A 16,141-nucleotide genomic window follows, 5' to 3' on the forward strand; every position below is an offset into this window, starting at 1 on the left:
GGCCTTTGGTGCCCGAGCTTGGGCGGTTCTTCAAGCCCTTGCGGGCTTTCCTCACCACCGGTGGCGCGCTGCGGCCTCAGGCCCCGAACGGGCCATCGCCCACAGCGGGCGCTGACGCGCCTATTCCGCCGCCCGAGGGGGGGACATCGCAACCACGCTGGACGCCTTTGAGGTGCTGTCTTTGCGTGGTGTTTGCAACTGAGTCGATAGTTCGGGCAACAGCTCGAACAGTTCATCCCGCAAGCGTGCCAATTGCGATTTGGCGATGGTCTCTTCCATTTCCACGTCGCGCGTCCATTGGCGCAATTCGTTTTGGATAACCTGAGCCTCTTCCAAACGTTGCTGGAACAGCTCAATCTCTTGCTGCCGTTGTTGCAGGAACATCTGCGCCCGTTCGACCCGAGCGTCGCCATAAGTCTCGGCCAATTCCTGGCTGATCTGGCTCATTTGTGCAGCCAGTTCCAGAATCTCAGGTTCAAGCGATTGCAGGTCAGGGTGCTGGCGCAGAAACGCCATACGCTCTTTGACGGCGTCGAACTCGGACGACATCATGAACAGCCCGCCTCGGTCGGCGGCATGGGCCATCTGATACGCGTTCGCGATGTCATACATGTTAAGGGCAAATTTGCGATGGTTGTTTTCCAATGCCATCATTCGCGCGTTTGCCGGCAGATAAAACGCCAGCATGAGAATCAGTGCGGTCAGCCCGATCTGGATGAACATCCCGGCATCCGTCGCCGGTCCATCGCCGAATCCGGCCTGCATTGAAAGCCAGGGCAACACGCCCAAAGCGGATAAAATCGTGGTTGAAACGGCCAGCAGGGCCGCGATGCAAATCAGTAAAAAAGTCAATCTTAAAAAGGCATTCTGACATTGCAATGTGATGTTGTGGAGGGCGGCCATGATCGTCGAACTCCTTTTTCAAACCGGAACACACCGGGCCGAAGCGGAGGAAGATCAAACAACTTAGGGCGATCCGCTGCGGACCCGAAAACTACAAATCTTATCTGCTCGAAATAAAAAGATGATACTTAGATATGTGTTTTCAATCAATTAGGTCTGAGCTTTTCGTGAACCAGATGTCATCTCTGTAATATGGCCAAGTGCGATCGAGGCCAGAATACAGGCCGTGAACAGATAAAGGCCCCATGCGGTTTCGATGGTCGCGTAAGAGATTCCCTTGGCCAATGTGATGTAAAGCGCGATCAGGAAAATGTCTGCCATGGCCAGTTTGCCGAGGATGTTCAGCGAGGGTTGGACGCGGGCATCCAGCAGGTTCCATTGGATCAGCGCGGTGCCGATGGTTTTGATGTAGGGGGCGAAGAGGGCGAAGATGGTGACGATCAGCGCAAGGAAGACGTCGGATTTCCACAGGGATTGCAGCCCGGTGATGACGCTGATTTCGCTGAGGCCGAAGATCGGCAGGAACCCCGCGCGCATCAGCGGGGCGAACCAAGCGATGGGGTAGAGGATCAGGAGCGAGAGGGTGGCGAGGCGGAGGAGCATTCTCTTACTATTTGTCAAACAAGAAGGAATAAACAGATCAGAAAACAAGCGACGTCCGGATTAATCCGTGAATTGTCCCATTCGCGCAAATAGTCTCTTCGCACGAACAAACCGCACACAAGTAAAAATGCACCAATTGCAAAGTTGACTAAGGGAATCTCTGCGTAGCGCGCCCAGTAAAAAGCATAAAGTGAGAGATAAATAATCACAAAGAACGCTGTCCAAACGACAATAGTTCTCGTGAGGCTGAATTTAGCTTTGGACGCAACACTGACATCATTTCCACTAGGTCGTTTAATTGCCATGGTGCTTGACGTCCAGAAACGTTTGGAAGCTAACTTGGTGCCGTCGACTACCGAGCCGATTGCTCTGGCGAAAAAAAGGCTGGCTACATAATAGATACCCAAATCTCTGACAAAGTCAGAGACTTCAAGCAGAGTTCTTTCGCCAATCACCGAACCGCCTCAATCGGCCCCTCTGCACTCCCGCTGATGAACTGCTCGACATAGGGATCACCCGAGGCATCCATCTGCCCGACGGGACCGGTCCATTGGATGACACCTCCGTGCAGCATGGCGACATTGTCGGCAATCGCGCGGACCGAGCTCATGTCATGGGTGATGGTCATCGCGGTGGCGCCCATCTCGGTCACGATTTCACGGATCAGATCGTTGATGACGCCGGACATGATCGGGTCAAGGCCGGTGGTGGGTTCGTCGAAAAAGATGATCTCGGGCTCGGCGGCGATGGCGCGGGCAAGGCCGACACGTTTTTGCATCCCGCCCGACAGCTCTGCCGGAAAGCGGTCGGCGACGTCGGATTTTAGGCCCACACGACGCAGTTTTTCTATGGCGATTTCGCGCGCTTCTTCTGTCGGACGTTTCAGAGACCCACGCAGCAAGCGGAAGGCGACGTTCTGCCAGACGGTCAGTGAATCAAACAGCGCCGCCCCCTGAAACAGCATCCCGAACCGGGCCAGAAACGCGTCGCGGTCGCCTTTGCTGGCGTCTTTGCCGTCCACATAAATCATGCCGCTGTCGGGGTGGATCAGGCCAAGGATACATTTCAGCGCCACCGACTTCCCGGTGCCCGACCCTCCGATGATGACCATCGAGGTGCCCTTTGGGATCTCAAGGTTAAGACCTTGCAATACGTGGTTGTCGCCAAAGGCTTTATGTACGTTCTCCATCCGGATCATAGCGAGAAGAATACCCCTGTGAGAACGAAGTTTGCGGCCAGGATCAGCACAGCTGCGGCCTCGACCGAGCCTTTGGTGGCGCGGCCCACGCCTTGCGCGCCGCGACCGGAATTCATGCCATAGTAACAGCCCATGATGGCCGCGATCAGGCCAAAGGCCGCGCCTTTGACCAGTGATGAGACGATGTCGCGGGTTTCAAGGAAATCCACGGTGTTTTTCAGATAAGCCGCCGGGTTGAAGCCAAGGTTTTGAGTGGCAACCGTGTAGCCTCCGGCAATGCCGATGATGTCACCCACCGCGACCAGGGCGGGCACGGTAATCAGCGCGGCCAAGACGCGTGGGGCGGTCAGGTATTTCATTGGATGGGTCGACAGCGTGACAAGCGCGTCGATCTGTTCGGTCACTTTCATCGTGGCGATTTCGGCCGCGATGGAAGAAGTTACGCGGGCAGCAATCATCAGGCCGACCAGCACCGGGCCAAGCTCTCGTACCATGCCAATGGCGACGATCTGAGGCACCACCGCTTCGGCGTTGAAACGCGCGCCGCCGGCGTAGATCTGCAACGCCAATGCGCCGCCGGTGAAGATCGCGGTCAGGCCAACCACGGGCAGGGACAGCCAGCCGATGTTCAGCAGCGCCATTCCGAACTCGCGCGGATAGAAGGGCGGGCGCAGAATGTGCGAGATGGCATCCAGCGCGAACAATGCAACACGGCCAAAGGCCGCAAACAGGCTTAGTACGGCGCGGCCCAGCCCCCCTAGCGCGGAAATTGGGTTCATTCCACATAGCCCCGCGAATAGCGATTGCCCAAGGATGTCAGGATCTCATACCCAATCGTTCCGGCAGCTTCGGCCAGATCGTCGACGGTCTGATGGCCGTTGAGAATACGCAGGCGTTCCGGGTCATGGGGCAGATCGGTCACGTCCACGGTGATCAGGTCCATCGAAATCCGTCCGACCACCGGGCAGGGCTGGTTTCCGGCAAATGTGTCAATCCCACCACCGATGGCGCGATGCAGGCCATCCGCATATCCCGCAGCAACAGTGGCGATACGCGACGGGCGGCGCGCCACCCAGCTGTTGCCATAGCCAACCGTTTCTCCGACCTCCAGTTTACGCACCTGGATGACGGGTAAATCAACGGTGACAACCGGTTTGGCACCGGCAAAGGGCAGGCCGCCATAGAGGCCGATGCCCGGACGGCAGAAATCGAAATGGAATTCCGGCCCCAGAAACGTGCCACCGGTTGCGGCCAGTGACCGCGGTGCGGTGACGCCGTCGGTCATCTCGCGGAACGTTTTCAACTGCTGCTGGTTCATCGGGTGATCCGGTTCGTCCGAACAGGCCAGATGAGACATGACCACCGACGGGTTCAAAGCCTCAGCTTTTGGGCGCAGTTCCGCCCAGTCGGCGGGCTCAAGCCCCAGACGGTTCATGCCGCTGTCCAGTTGAATCCCGAATGTGTGATCAGGCAGCGCTTGTTCATGGCGCTTAAACTGCTCAGCCGAGTTGATCAGGGGGGTCAGGTCGTGCGCGCGCAACAGATCTGTGTCGCCTTCCATATGCCCGGAAAAGACACCGATCATCGGGCCTGGACCCACGGCCTCGCGCACCGCAGCGCCTTCCTCAGCAACGGCGACAAAGAACTTGCGAACGCCTTCTTCGGCCAGCATATCGCTAACCGGCCCGGCCCCCAGCCCATAGGCATCGGCCTTGACCACGGCCCCAGTCTCAACCCCGGTCTTCGCATCAAGCGCCCGCCAGTTGCTGGCCAGCGCCTGAAGATTGATCGTCAAACGTGCAGTACTCATGGAACTGTTCATGACATTGCGCCGTCCAAGGTCAAGAGGGAATGGCGCATTTCCGTAACGTATTCCGTTGCCACGTTGCCGCAATCGACGAAAAGTGCCGAAAACCAAGAGATTTTGGCGGTTTGTCGCTGTACAGGATCGGTTTTGAGATTGTCTTCACATTGATGTTAAAACGATCTTGAGAGCGTGATCGTCCCATCGCAATACACTCGGGACCGCAGCAGTAGGAGTACGCAAATTATGGAGTTTTCGACGGGGCTAACACCAGATCCTTCTACTTTGGTGCAGTTGTTTGCGGATGTTTTTTCAGCATCCGAAGGAGAGGATGAAGGCGCGCTGATCGGCGCGTTTGTGCAAGACCTGATCGAAACCACCCCACATGAGGATCTGGTCGTGTGTACAGCACATCGCCATCACGAGTTGCTGGGATGCGCCATCTTTTCTCGGGTCGTGTATCCACAGGATACGCGTTCTGTGTTCATTCTGTCGCCGATGGCCGTCACCACAGGCAGCCAGAAAACTGGTGTTGGCCAAGCGTTGATTTCCTACGGGCTGGACCAACTGCGGGCCACAGGAGTGGATGTTGCTCTGACCTACGGTGATCCTGGGTACTATTGTAAAACGGGTTTCACGCAGATTACTGAGGACACTGCGCAACCGCCACTGCCGCTGAGCCATCCGCATGGGTGGTTGGGGCAAGCGTTGAACGGTCGGGAAATGACGTCACTGACTGGCCCGTCGCATTGCGTGGCTGCGTTGAATAATCCAACGCTTTGGTGACCCTCAATAAGCTGAAGCCACGCAACGGGATTTGCCTTTAGAACACAGGTTGATCAAGCATCGCCTTGCTGTTGCGTATGTGGCGGGCAACCAGTGTCCTTTGCCGCCGTCCGCTGGGGATATGGCAAGCAGGTGCCATTTCTTGATCGCTGATCAGGGACGGGAACAATTTGAGCATCTCCTGTTGCGCTTCTGGTGAAAGCGATTTCAACGCTTCTGGTCCGGTAAAAAGGCTTTCACTTGGCGCGCCTTCTGCAAACAGAACAACGTGACGCTCAAAAACGAGGTGATGATAGGTCACTTTGGTGGCCAAATCGTCGACGTATATGCCAGGCAACTCGGTCAATCGAATGGCCGAGATCAAAACGTCCCGCGTTGCAAACATCCGCTGCGCAATAGCAGAGCGGACCAACATCCGATGTTGGCGCGATACAATCAGGTCACGGCGCGGTAAACCATGACCCAATGAACCAGCCATGATGCAGACCGGGTACAGTTTCCGCTTCTTCAAAAGATCCGCGTGTCGCAGGGTTCGTGACAGGCGCATTCGTACCGTTTCCGGGGTGCCATCGGTTGTCATGACGCGCATTCCGGGTTCGATGTCCTGAACGTGGACCTCGCCCTGATCGGTCAGAATCAACGTGTCCGAGGTGAAACAAGGGGCGCCGGGACTTGGATTTGGATCCTGGACATAATTCACCCCATCGGTTGAGGACAACGAAGACGTGTCATCTGTGCCATTGCTGCCGATCTGGGTTGAGGTCTGACCGTTGGCCGGACCCTGGGTGGCCGTTATCTGCGCATCGAAGGACACAAAGCTGAGAACCGAACCGTTGTCGGACAATGAGACAGCGCCCAATCGGTTGATACGGGCCGTGACCACGTAATAGTCGAAGCCGCCCACCGTCGTCATTGTCGCGGTGTCGACATCTGTGGAACTGCGCACTGTGCCATTTGAATTATAGACATCAACCTGAAGCCCGGTGACATCCGTTCCGGTCGGCACACGGACTTCAATGAAATCCCCGTCCGGCGCAAAATTCGGGCCGTTCCGATACCTGATTTCCGAGATGATCGCGGGCAAAACTAGGGGCCTCCGACCAGTATGAGCGTGCTGTGCAGGTTAACTTTATCTACCTTAACACAGCCTAAAAACTACGCCACCAGTTCGACCAGCGGCGTACCCATTGTCAGAAGCAGTGTGATCAGTATCCCTCGATTTCGCCGCCCTGTTGCCAGGGTTTAACAAGATTGCCAAAGCGGGTGAACTGGGCTTCGAACGAAAGCTCGACCGTGCCGATTGGACCGTGGCGCTGCTTGCCAACAATGACCTCGGCCTTGCCGTGCAGGCGTTCCATGGCCTGCTTCCACTCTTCCATCTTTTCCAGCTCATGATCGCCGGGCTTTTCGCGTTCTTTGTAATACTCCTCGCGGAACACAAACATCACCACGTCCGCATCCTGTTCGATCGAGCCCGATTCCCGCAGGTCAGACAGCTGTGGGCGCTTATCGTCACGGTTTTCCACCTGACGGCTCAGCTGTGACAGCGCGATGACCGGGATGTTCAATTCCTTGGCGATGGCTTTCATGCCCATCGAAATTTCAGCAATCTCGTTTACCCGGTTGTCTGACATACCGCGGCAAAGCTGCAGATAGTCGATCACCAGCAGGTCCAGCCCATGCGTCCGCTTCAACCGCCGCGCGCGGGCGGCAAGCTGTGATATCGGCAGGGCAGGCGTGTCGTCGATGAACAGGGGGCAAGCTTCCAGTTCCTTGGCTGCATCGACGAAGCGGCGGAACTCGGCCTCGGTCATGTCACCCTGACGGATCTTGTGGCTGGAAATCTCGGACGCTTCGGCCAGCACACGGCCCGCCAATTGCTCGGCGCTCATCTCAAGTGAGAAGAACCCGACCACACCACCGTCAATCGCGCCTTCTGATCCATCCGGCTTCTGTCCGCGTTTGTAGGCTTTGGCCACGTTGAACGCCACGTTCGTCGCCAGCGAGGTTTTCCCCATCGACGGACGTCCGGCCAGAATGATCAGGTCAGAGGGGTGCAGGCCACCCAATTGCTTGTCCAAGTCGGCCAGACCGGTGGATATCCCCGCCATGCCGCCACCACGCTGGTAGGCTTCATTGGTGACGTTGACGGCTTCTGTGACCGCCTTGAGGAAGGATTGAAAACCTTGTTCGGTCTGGCCCTGCTCGGATAGCTGATAGAGCTGCTGCTCGGCCTCGACGATTTGTTCTTTGGGCTCACTGCTGACTTCGACCCGCGCGGCCTTGTCCGAGATATCGCGGCCAAGACGGATCAACTCGCGCCGAATGGCGAGGTCATAGATCATCTGGGCGTAGTCATGCACCGCGAAGGCACTGATCGAGGCCCCGGCCAGCTTGACCAGATAGGCCGGACCGCCCAGTTCTTTCAGACCCTCGTCTTCGCCCATGAACGATTTCAGCGTGACAGGTGACGCCAGCGCGTTCTTGGCGATACGGGCGGCGGCGACTTCATAAATCCGGGCATGGACCGGATCATAGAAATGCTCGGCCCCGATAATCGAAGCCACCCGGTCATACAGATCGTTATTGGTCAGAATCGCGCCCAGCAATTGCTGCTCGGCCTCGATGGAATGCGGCATGGTTTCCGCGTTTTGAATCTGCGCCGCTGCCTGCTCGATACTGCTGATCTCGTTCATCTTGTCCCCGCTGCCCGTTAGGGGGTTTTACACGCGAAACGCCACCGCAAGCTATCTGGAAATACCTGTGGCTAAGTTGGGGTAAAGCCTAGGGATAACTTTCCGGACCGTTTGGATACCTGCGTATGCGTAGCTTATTATGTATGAAATGAGGGAAAAGTCACCAGATATCGTGGCCCATGCCCCGATTCTTATGCACTTATCCCCAATTTGCCCACAAGAGGTTTACGTGGATTTATTGGCTTCTTGCCAGCCACGCGGATCGTTCAGGAACGCCTCAACACCGTCAAGTGTCTCTTGGTCAAAGGCTTTCTGCGCCTTGGCTTCGGCAAGAACATCCCACCATGTGCACAGCGAATGCAGCTTTACGCCGTGGTCGCCCAGCGTCTTTTCGGTTTCGGGGAAAATGCCATAGTAGAAAATCACCGCAGTATGCCCGCAGGTCGCGCCGGTTTCGCGGATAGCGTCCACAAAAGACAGCTTGCTGCCACCATCGGTGGTCAGGTCCTCGACCAGCAGCACACGCTCGCCTTCACTCATCGCGCCTTCGATGCGGGCGTTGCGACCATAGCCTTTGGGTTTCTTGCGCACATAGGTCATCGGCAGCGCCATGCGCTCGGCCACCATGGCGGCAAAGGGGATGCCTGCCGTCTCGCCGCCTGCGATGTTGTCGAACGCTTCGAACCCGGCATCGCGCATCACTGTGACGGTCAGGAAATCCATCAAGGTCGACCGGATACGCGGGTACGAGATCAGCTTGCGACAGTCGATGTAAGTCGGGCTGGGCAGTCCGCTGGCCAGAGTGAAGGGCTCGCGCGCATTGAAATGAACGGCCTTGATCTCCAGCAGCATCCGCGCGGTCAGGCGGGCGATTTCGGTGCTGTCGGGAAAGGAACTGGGGATCATGGCGCAAACCTCGGGGCTGAAAACACGTTGCGGGCTGATAGCCCGAGCGCTGGCCCAGAGTCGAGAGGGTCGCAAAAGAAAAGCGGACCCCCAAGAGGTCCGCTTTTCGCCCTTTCGGGCAGAGCGCCAAGGTGGGCTTAGCTGCTCATGTCGTAGGCGCGTTCCCCGTGTACCGAAAGATCGAGCCCATTTGTTTCGGTTTCGGCGTCTACGCGAAGCGGGGTGATAAGTGCAACCACCTTCACCAACACAATTGTGACAACTGCCGTAAAGGCACCCACGATCACAAGCCCGCCCAATTGCGCTGTCCATGTGCCAAGGCCAAACGCAGCGATCATGATGGTGCCGAAAATGCCGCCGACGCCATGCACCGCAAAGACATCCAGTGTGTCGTCGATGTTCAGCTTGTTGCGGATGACACTGACGGCTTCCTGACACAGGACACCGGCGACCGCACCTATGATCAGCGCTTGTACCGGACCCACAAAGCCGGATGCCGGGGTGATCGAGGCCAGACCGGCAATGGTTCCTGTGACCAGACCAACCATCGAAGCCTTGCCAAAGCGGATACGTTCCCACAGGGCCCAGGTCAGCGACGCAGTTGCGGCGGACAGATGCGTGACGGTCATGGCCATTGCGGCGCCGCCATCTGCGGCCAGTTGTGATCCGCCATTGAAGCCGAACCAACCGACCCACAGCATTGCTGCTCCAACCATGACGTAGCCGGGGTTGTGCGGGGGGGTGGTACGGTTGCGGCGCGGGCCAAGTATGACGGCGATGATCAGAGCGGCCAGACCCGCGGTTTCATGGACAACGATTCCGCCCGCAAAGTCGCGTACACCGATCTCACCCAGAATACCGCCATCAGCCAGCATACCGCCGCCCCAGATCCAATGGACGACCGGCGCGTAACAGAGCAGCATCCAAAGGGCGGAAAAGGTCAGAACAAAGCCAAAGCCGACACGTTCGACATAGGCGCCAACGATCAAGGCCGGTGTGATGATCGCAAAGGTCATCTGAAAGGCGAAGAACAGGATCTCGGGCAGGGTACCCGCAAGGCTATCGGCATCAACACCGTTCAGGAACGCTTTGCCCAAACCACCCCAAACCCCGCTTTCTCCAGGACCAAAGGCGATCGAGTAGCCTGCAACCAGCCACAAGATGCTCATCAAACAGGCAATTGAGAAGCAGTGCATGAACACGCTGAGCACATTTCGGGCACGTACAAGCCCACCGTAGAACAGCGCAAGGCCCGGCAATGTCATGAAAAGGACCAGTGCGGTTGCAACGATGATCCAGGCTGTATCGGCTCCATTCATGGGCCCTCTCCTTTCCCCTGCGTTTGGTCAGGGGGCTGTTCGGCAGCTCTCCGGACCCGTGTGAGTGTGTGCGCAGCCTTGAAACCGAGGGGGAGTGAGGAAAAAAGAGGCAGACTTGCAAAAGGCGCTTAAAATGTCGCCTTTTGTTCAAGTGATGACAGTTTTTGCATCTTTTGATGCGGTGCGCCTAAATAATGGGCGCTTGTGAAAGCTCGTTTTTGAGCAGCTCTAACGCGTGATCCCGCGCCGCCAGACGCACAGCATCCCGACCCAACGCGCCAAATTCGATGGTTTCGGTCTGTGTGTCCTGACCATCGCGGGCCAGTCCGAAACACACACGCCCTTCCGGTTTGAACTCGGACCCGCCCGGTCCGGCAATGCCGGTGATCGAAACGGCAAGCTGCGCCTTAGAATGGCGTAGGGCTCCGTCTGCCATCTCGCGGGCGACTTCCTCTGACACTGCGCCATGCGCGGTCAGCGTCTCGGCCAAAACGCCCAGCATGTCCTTTTTGGCTGCGTTGGTGTAAGTGACAAAGCCCCGGTCAACCACAGCGGAGCTGCCGGGAATATCGGTCAGGACCGCAGCCACCATCCCGCCCGTACAGCTTTCAGCCGTGGCGATCATCACGCCCTGCGCCTTGGCAAGATCCAACAGCTTGCTCACGTTCACAGGCCCAGTACTCCGTGTGCTATTCCCGCCAGTATCATCACGCCGATGGCTGCGAAAACGCCTGCGATGACGTCGTCGAGCATAACGCCCATCGGATCGCCACGCCTGTCGGCCCAGCCTACGGGGCCGGGCTTGGTGATATCGAACAGGCGGAACAGGATGAACCCGGCAACCCAGCCTGGCCAAAGGGCGGTAATGTCGATCCCATGGGCCCAAGACGGGTAAGAAATCGCCCAAAGCGCGATGAACTGGCCTGCGACCTCATCAACGACGATTTCTGACGGGTCGTGATCATCTTGGCCCTCGGTCATCACGCGGGTCGCCCAAAGGCCGCCAACAAAAACGGCCAGCGTTGCAAGTGCCAGCAGGGGAAACCCACCCAGCGTGTGCAGCACCCAAACCATCGGCAACGCCGCCAGGGATCCCCAGGTTCCGGGGGCAGGGCGCAAATAGCCGACGCCGCCAACGGTGCCGATCACCTGCGCCGCAGTCATGCCTTCACCAAGCAGGCTGTGGCAAGCGAGGCGATCCCTTCGCTGCGACCAGTAAAGCCTAAACGCTCAGATGTGGTGGCCTTGACCGAGACCTGATCTGCGCTTAACCCCATGATTTTAGACATTTCAGCGCGCATGGCAGCGGCATGAGGGCCTATCTTTGGATACTCGCAGACCAAGGTGCAATCGACATTCGAAATGCGGTATCCCATTTGCCCGGCCAGCTCGACCGCATGGCGCAGAAAAATCTCGCTGGCAGCACCCTTCCATTGCGGATCTGAGGGCGGGAAGTGTTGACCAATGTCACCCTGCGCCAAAGCACCATAGATCGCATCGGTTACGGCATGCATCCCAACATCTGCATCCGAGTGCCCCTGCAATCCGCGCCCATGAGGCACCTTCACGCCACATAGGATAACGTGATCCCCTTCGCCAAAACGGTGCACGTCGTACCCGTTGCCAAGCCTTACATCCATATCCGTTCCCATTATCCGTTCCGCCCGGGCAAAATCCTCGGGTCGGGTGATTTTCAGATTGTCTGCGTCGCCGGGGACAATGCAAACATCAAGGCCTTCCGCGCGGGCGACCTCCACATCATCCGCCGCCTCGCCCGAATGGGCCGCGTGGGCAGCAGTGATAGCATCATAGTGAAACCCCTGCGGTGTTTGCGCGGCGTAGAGGCCATTGCGGTCCTGCGTGCCCGTTACGGCGTTGTCTTGCCCAACCCACAGCGCATCCGTGACAGCAAGCCCCGGCGCGGCCGCCTGATGCGTTTCCAGCGCGGTCAGCACGTCCTGTATGATGCGTAATGAGACACAAGGGCGGGCCACGTCGTGGATCAGAACATGTTGTACACCCAGTCCATCCAGGGCTTTCAATCCGCCCCGGACCGAGCTTGAGCGATCTGATCCGCCCGAAGCCAGGATCAGATCTGAATTGCGAAACTCTTCCCATGCGGGGGTGTCTTCGTCAGAAAGCACCAGAACGATGTGATCCACCTGTCCGCGAAACTGCTCGATCGTCCAGTCGGCCACGCGACGCCCCGCAAGGCTGCGCCATTGCTTGGGCACGTCGCCTCCGGCGCGCAACCCGCGCCCCGCGGCGACTATAATGGCGGCTGTGGTCATGTCTCGGGCGCTCCTTCGTCTTGGCTGTGTTTAGGCGGCGGTGAAAGCAGAGGCAATCACCCAAGGTAAAACGATTAAAAAATAGGCATGTGATGATTTTGCGGGCTTGTTTCACGCCGTTTTGTTGTTCATATGCGCGGAATTCGATATCAAATCAGCAACTGCCCAAGGATTAAGCACGTTGACCCTTCACCTCGCTGACAAGGAAGTAAACCCACCAGTATTGCTGGCCCCGATGGCCGGAATCACGGATCGCCCGTTTCGCGATCTTGTGATGCGGTTTGGCGCCGGCATGGTGGTAAGCGAAATGGTTGCCAGCCAGGAGATGGTGCAAGCCAAGCCTGGCGTGCGCGAACGTGCGGAACTGTCAGCGGATGTCGAAAACACTGCTGTGCAATTGGCCGGGCGCGAGGCGCATTGGATGGCTGAAGCCGCTCGTCAGGTCGCCGACAGGGGCGCACGGGTGATCGACATCAACATGGGCTGTCCCGCCAAGAAAGTGACCAATGGTTATTCTGGTTCGGCGCTTCTGAAAACGCCGGATCATGCGTTGACCCTGATCGAAGCCGTGGTCAGTGCCGTTGATGTGCCGGTGACCTTGAAAACCCGGCTGGGCTGGGACGACTCTCTGCTAAACGCACCAGACGTGGCGCGACGGGCGCAGGACGCGGGTATTCAGATGGTCACGATCCACGGGCGCACGCGATGTCAGTTTTACAAGGGCCATGCCGATTGGCGGGCGATCCGGGCCGTGACAGAGGCCGTGTCGATTCCAGTCATCGCAAATGGCGATATCGTGGATACCGCGGCCGCGCAGACTGCGCTGGATCAGTCGAGGGCAGATGGGGTGATGGTTGGGCGCGGCGCGCAGGGCAAGCCTTGGCTCTTGGCGCAGGTATGCCATGACCTATTCGGGGCAGAGGCCCCTGAGATTCCGGTCGGCGCGGACCTGATAGACATGGTGCAGGCGCATTATCAGGCGATGCTGTCCTTCTATGGGGCGGATCTGGGCCTGCGCGTCGCCCGCAAGCATCTTGGCTGGTACATGGATGAAGCCGGGACGCCAGCGCCTTTGCGGCGGGCCGTTCTGACCTCACGCGATCCAAACGAAGTGTTGCGCCTGCTGGCGGATGCATTGAGTCAGACGGGCGAGGTGGCGGCATGAACTCGAATGCCAGCATCTGGAACTCATTGCCCGTTCCGGCCTTCATCATTGATCCGGACGATCGCATTTCTGATGTGAATGCGGCAGGTGAGGGGTTTTTGAACGCGTCACGCAAGGCTGTGATCGGCCATCCCGTGTGGGATCAGATCGCAGTAGATGCACCGCTTGAAGAGGCTTTTGAACGTGCACGGACCTATGGCACGCCTCTGTTTGTAAACGATGTTGACGCCGGATCGGGAAATCGTGCGCCGTTGCAATGCGCGTTGCAGATCGCGCCTTTGGTCGGGTATCCGGGATCGATGATCATGATCATCTCGCCACGCGAATTATCGGGGCGGATGACACGGGGCAACACCGTAAAATCGGCGGCGCAATCGGCTATCGGCATGGCCGAAATGCTGGCGCATGAAATCAAGAACCCTTTGGCCGGGATCACGGGTGCCGCGCAGTTGCTGAGCATGAATATCCCGGCGCAAGATCTTGAACTTACGGACCTTATCGTGGCTGAAAGTCGCCGGATCGTGAAGCTGTTAGAACAGGTCGAGCAATTCGGAAACTTGCAGAAACCCGACTTCAAACCTGTCAATATCCACGATGTTTTGGATCGCGCCCGCCGGTCTGCATTGCTGGGGTTTGGCGCGGATATGACGATCATCGAAGACTACGACCCGTCCTTGCCGCTGGCGTTCGGAGACCCGGATCAATTGTTGCAAGTGGTGCTGAACCTGCTCAAGAACGCGTCAGAGGCTGCCGGGCCACAGGGCGGAACTATTCGGCTACGGACCTATTTCGAACACTCTTTCCGATTGCGCCGCAGCGATGGGTCCGGCCATTCGCTGCCTTTACAGATCGAGATCATAGACGACGGTCCGGGGCTGCCCGAAGACATTCGTGGCGATATCTTTGATCCGTTTGTTTCAGGCAAAGAGAACGGCACCGGCCTCGGACTGGCGTTGGTGAGTAAGATCATATCGGACCACGACGGCTGGATTTCGGCCGATTCTGTCCCCGGGCGAACCGTATTCAAACTGTCGCTGCGCCGCGCACCGCGCGAAGACGCCGAGCACAAAAAGGAGACCACCTAATGGATGGCACAGTACTGGTTGCGGATGATGACCGCACGATCCGGACCGTTTTGACACAGGCCCTGACGCGTGCCGGGTGCAAGGTACATGCGACATCGTCTCTGACCACGTTGATGCGCTGGGTCGGCGAGGGCAAGGGCGACGTGGTGATCTCAGACGTGGTCATGCCCGATGGCAACGGGTTGGAAATGCTGCCAAAGATTGCCGAGGATCGCCCGGGTCTGCCAGTCATTGTGATCTCAGCGCAGAACACGATCATGACGGCAATTCAGGCCGCAGAGGCAGACGCCTATGATTACTTGCCTAAACCGTTCGATTTGCCGGACCTGATGAAGCGAACCGCGCGTGCGCTGGATCAGAAACAACGTGCGCAGCCTGAGCCTGCCGAAGCGGATAGCGAGCGCCCGGACGAGCTACCTTTGGTTGGGCGTACTCCAGTGATGCAGGCCCTCTACAGGCTGGTTGCTCGGGTCATGAATACCGATCTTTCGGTGATGATTTCTGGTGAAAGCGGCACTGGCAAGTCTTTGATTGCGCGCGCTATTCACGACTTTTCTGACCGTCGCACCTTGCCGTTTGTCACCGTTACAGCGGCAGAACTGCGGGATCTGGAAGGCCCCGCGCGTGTTTTGGCACGGGTACGCGGCGGCACGCTTTTGATTGATGAAATTGCCGACATCGATGATGAAGTTCAGGCCCGGATCGTGCGCATGATGGATACGCCTGGCGATCACGTTCCGCGTTTCATGGCCACCAGCCAGTCGGATTTGACCGAAGGCATGGAAACCGGACGAATTCGTCAGGATCTGTATTACCGATTGTGCGGCGCCACCATTCATGTGCCGTCTCTGCGCGAAAGAGTGGACGACATTCCGCTTTTAGCCGAGCATTTCTTGGCCCGCGAAGAACGTGAAAGTGGAGCAAAACGTTGGCTCAGCCCCGAAGCGGTGGAACTGGTTCGCCGCTATTCCTGGCCCGGTAACGTCAGGCAGTTGGAAAACGCGGTGCGCAGATTGGGTTTGACCAGCCGCGCGGATGAAATCTCGAAAGCCGAGGTGGAAATGGTTCTGGGCAGCCAGCCCGAGGCGGAACCGGTTCTCAGCGGCGGCGAGCGTGAAAAACTGTCAACCTCGGTCGAGCGACATCTGCGGCGGTATTTTGACCTGCACGGCAATATTCTGCCGCCGCCGGGCCTGTATCAGCGCATTTTGCGCGAGGTTGAGGCACCGCTGATCGAAATTGCACTGGACGCAACCGGCGGAAATCAGGCGAAATGTGCCGATTTGCTGGGAATCAACCGAAATACGTTGCGAAAAAAGATTACGGACCTCGATATTCAGGTGACACGCCGCCGCAAACTGATGTAATATCGCCACACAAACCGT

General features: G+C 57.8%; 17 protein-coding genes. 4 read left to right on the top strand and 13 right to left on the bottom strand.

From position 1 onward, the window contains the following. Window positions 1-120 precede the first annotated feature (120 nt). From ACXADZ_RS07585 to alr, 6 genes are all read right to left on the bottom strand, one after another. On the bottom strand, window positions 121-903 hold the full coding sequence (locus ACXADZ_RS07585) for a DNA repair protein (protein ID WP_475194575.1): 783 nt from the start codon (window positions 901-903) through the stop codon (window positions 121-123). Window positions 904-1,053: 150 nt separating this feature from the next. After that, window positions 1,054-1,506 (bottom strand): paraquat-inducible protein A, encoded by a 453-nt coding sequence (locus ACXADZ_RS07590; RefSeq protein ID WP_475194578.1) that lies wholly within the window; start codon window positions 1,504-1,506, stop codon window positions 1,054-1,056. 14 nt (window positions 1,507-1,520) lie between these two features. Continuing rightward, window positions 1,521-1,961 carry a hypothetical protein gene (locus ACXADZ_RS07595; RefSeq protein ID WP_475194580.1) on the bottom strand — a complete coding sequence of 147 codons (441 nt, stop codon included), beginning with the start codon at window positions 1,959-1,961 and terminating at the stop codon, window positions 1,521-1,523. Then, window positions 1,958-2,704 (bottom strand): ABC transporter ATP-binding protein, encoded by a 747-nt coding sequence (locus tag ACXADZ_RS07600; RefSeq protein WP_171237694.1) that lies wholly within the window; start codon window positions 2,702-2,704, stop codon window positions 1,958-1,960. Before ACXADZ_RS07600 ends, ACXADZ_RS07595 begins: the two co-directional genes overlap by 4 nt. Continuing rightward, window positions 2,701-3,483, bottom strand: a complete 783-nt coding sequence (locus ACXADZ_RS07605; protein WP_475194583.1) for an MlaE family ABC transporter permease — start codon at window positions 3,481-3,483, stop codon at window positions 2,701-2,703. The genes ACXADZ_RS07600 and ACXADZ_RS07605 overlap by 4 nt, the downstream gene beginning before the upstream one ends. After that, window positions 3,480-4,514, bottom strand: coding sequence for an alanine racemase (gene alr / locus ACXADZ_RS07610; protein WP_475194585.1), 1,035 nt, complete (start codon window positions 4,512-4,514; stop codon window positions 3,480-3,482). Before alr ends, ACXADZ_RS07605 begins: the two co-directional genes overlap by 4 nt. A gap of 240 nt (window positions 4,515-4,754) precedes the next feature. Between alr and ACXADZ_RS07615 the strand changes: the two genes are divergently transcribed. Then, entirely contained in the window at window positions 4,755-5,294 is a 540-nt protein-coding gene (locus tag ACXADZ_RS07615; protein ID WP_475194586.1) for a GNAT family N-acetyltransferase, read from the top strand. 37 nt (window positions 5,295-5,331) lie between these two features. Here the strand turns inward: ACXADZ_RS07615 and ACXADZ_RS07620 are convergent, their stop codons facing one another. From ACXADZ_RS07620 to ACXADZ_RS07650, 7 genes are all read right to left on the bottom strand, one after another. Then, on the bottom strand, window positions 5,332-6,378 hold the full coding sequence (locus ACXADZ_RS07620; RefSeq protein WP_475194587.1) for a Hint domain-containing protein: 1,047 nt from the start codon (window positions 6,376-6,378) through the stop codon (window positions 5,332-5,334). 121 nt (window positions 6,379-6,499) lie between these two features. Then, window positions 6,500-7,990: a replicative DNA helicase gene (locus ACXADZ_RS07625; protein ID WP_171179946.1), complete on the bottom strand. Its 1,491-nt coding sequence runs from the start codon at window positions 7,988-7,990 to the stop codon at window positions 6,500-6,502. Between the two features lie 225 nt (window positions 7,991-8,215). Next, window positions 8,216-8,896 (bottom strand): orotate phosphoribosyltransferase, encoded by a 681-nt coding sequence (locus ACXADZ_RS07630; RefSeq protein WP_171183461.1) that lies wholly within the window; start codon window positions 8,894-8,896, stop codon window positions 8,216-8,218. A gap of 137 nt (window positions 8,897-9,033) precedes the next feature. After that, window positions 9,034-10,215 carry an ammonium transporter gene (locus tag ACXADZ_RS07635; RefSeq protein WP_475194590.1) on the bottom strand — a complete coding sequence of 394 codons (1,182 nt, stop codon included), beginning with the start codon at window positions 10,213-10,215 and terminating at the stop codon, window positions 9,034-9,036. A 187-nt stretch (window positions 10,216-10,402) separates the two neighbouring features. Continuing rightward, entirely contained in the window at window positions 10,403-10,885 is a 483-nt protein-coding gene (locus tag ACXADZ_RS07640; RefSeq protein WP_475194592.1) for a CinA family protein, read from the bottom strand. Further along, complete coding sequence (locus tag ACXADZ_RS07645; RefSeq protein ID WP_475194594.1) at window positions 10,882-11,379, bottom strand: phosphatidylglycerophosphatase A family protein; 498 nt, start codon at window positions 11,377-11,379, stop codon at window positions 10,882-10,884. Before ACXADZ_RS07645 ends, ACXADZ_RS07640 begins: the two co-directional genes overlap by 4 nt. Next, window positions 11,376-12,506 (bottom strand): bifunctional 2-C-methyl-D-erythritol 4-phosphate cytidylyltransferase/2-C-methyl-D-erythritol 2,4-cyclodiphosphate synthase, encoded by a 1,131-nt coding sequence (locus tag ACXADZ_RS07650; protein WP_475194597.1) that lies wholly within the window; start codon window positions 12,504-12,506, stop codon window positions 11,376-11,378. The genes ACXADZ_RS07645 and ACXADZ_RS07650 overlap by 4 nt, the downstream gene beginning before the upstream one ends. 181 nt (window positions 12,507-12,687) lie before the next feature. Here ACXADZ_RS07650 and dusB point away from each other — a divergent pair, with 181 nt between their 5' ends. Genes dusB through ACXADZ_RS07665 form a run of 3 tightly spaced genes read left to right on the top strand, consistent with a single transcriptional unit; the run spans window position 12,688 to window position 16,123 of the window. After that, window positions 12,688-13,671, top strand: a complete 984-nt coding sequence (gene dusB / locus ACXADZ_RS07655; protein ID WP_475194599.1) for a tRNA dihydrouridine synthase DusB — start codon at window positions 12,688-12,690, stop codon at window positions 13,669-13,671. Continuing rightward, complete coding sequence (locus ACXADZ_RS07660) at window positions 13,668-14,756, top strand: two-component system sensor histidine kinase NtrB (protein WP_171183449.1); 1,089 nt, start codon at window positions 13,668-13,670, stop codon at window positions 14,754-14,756. The genes dusB and ACXADZ_RS07660 overlap by 4 nt, the downstream gene beginning before the upstream one ends. Then, window positions 14,756-16,123 (top strand): response regulator, encoded by a 1,368-nt coding sequence (locus ACXADZ_RS07665; protein WP_171090361.1) that lies wholly within the window; start codon window positions 14,756-14,758, stop codon window positions 16,121-16,123. Before ACXADZ_RS07660 ends, ACXADZ_RS07665 begins: the two co-directional genes overlap by 1 nt. The last annotated feature ends 18 nt before the right edge of the window (window positions 16,124-16,141 follow it).

The organism is Ruegeria sp. ABM4_193 (assembly GCF_056158705.1).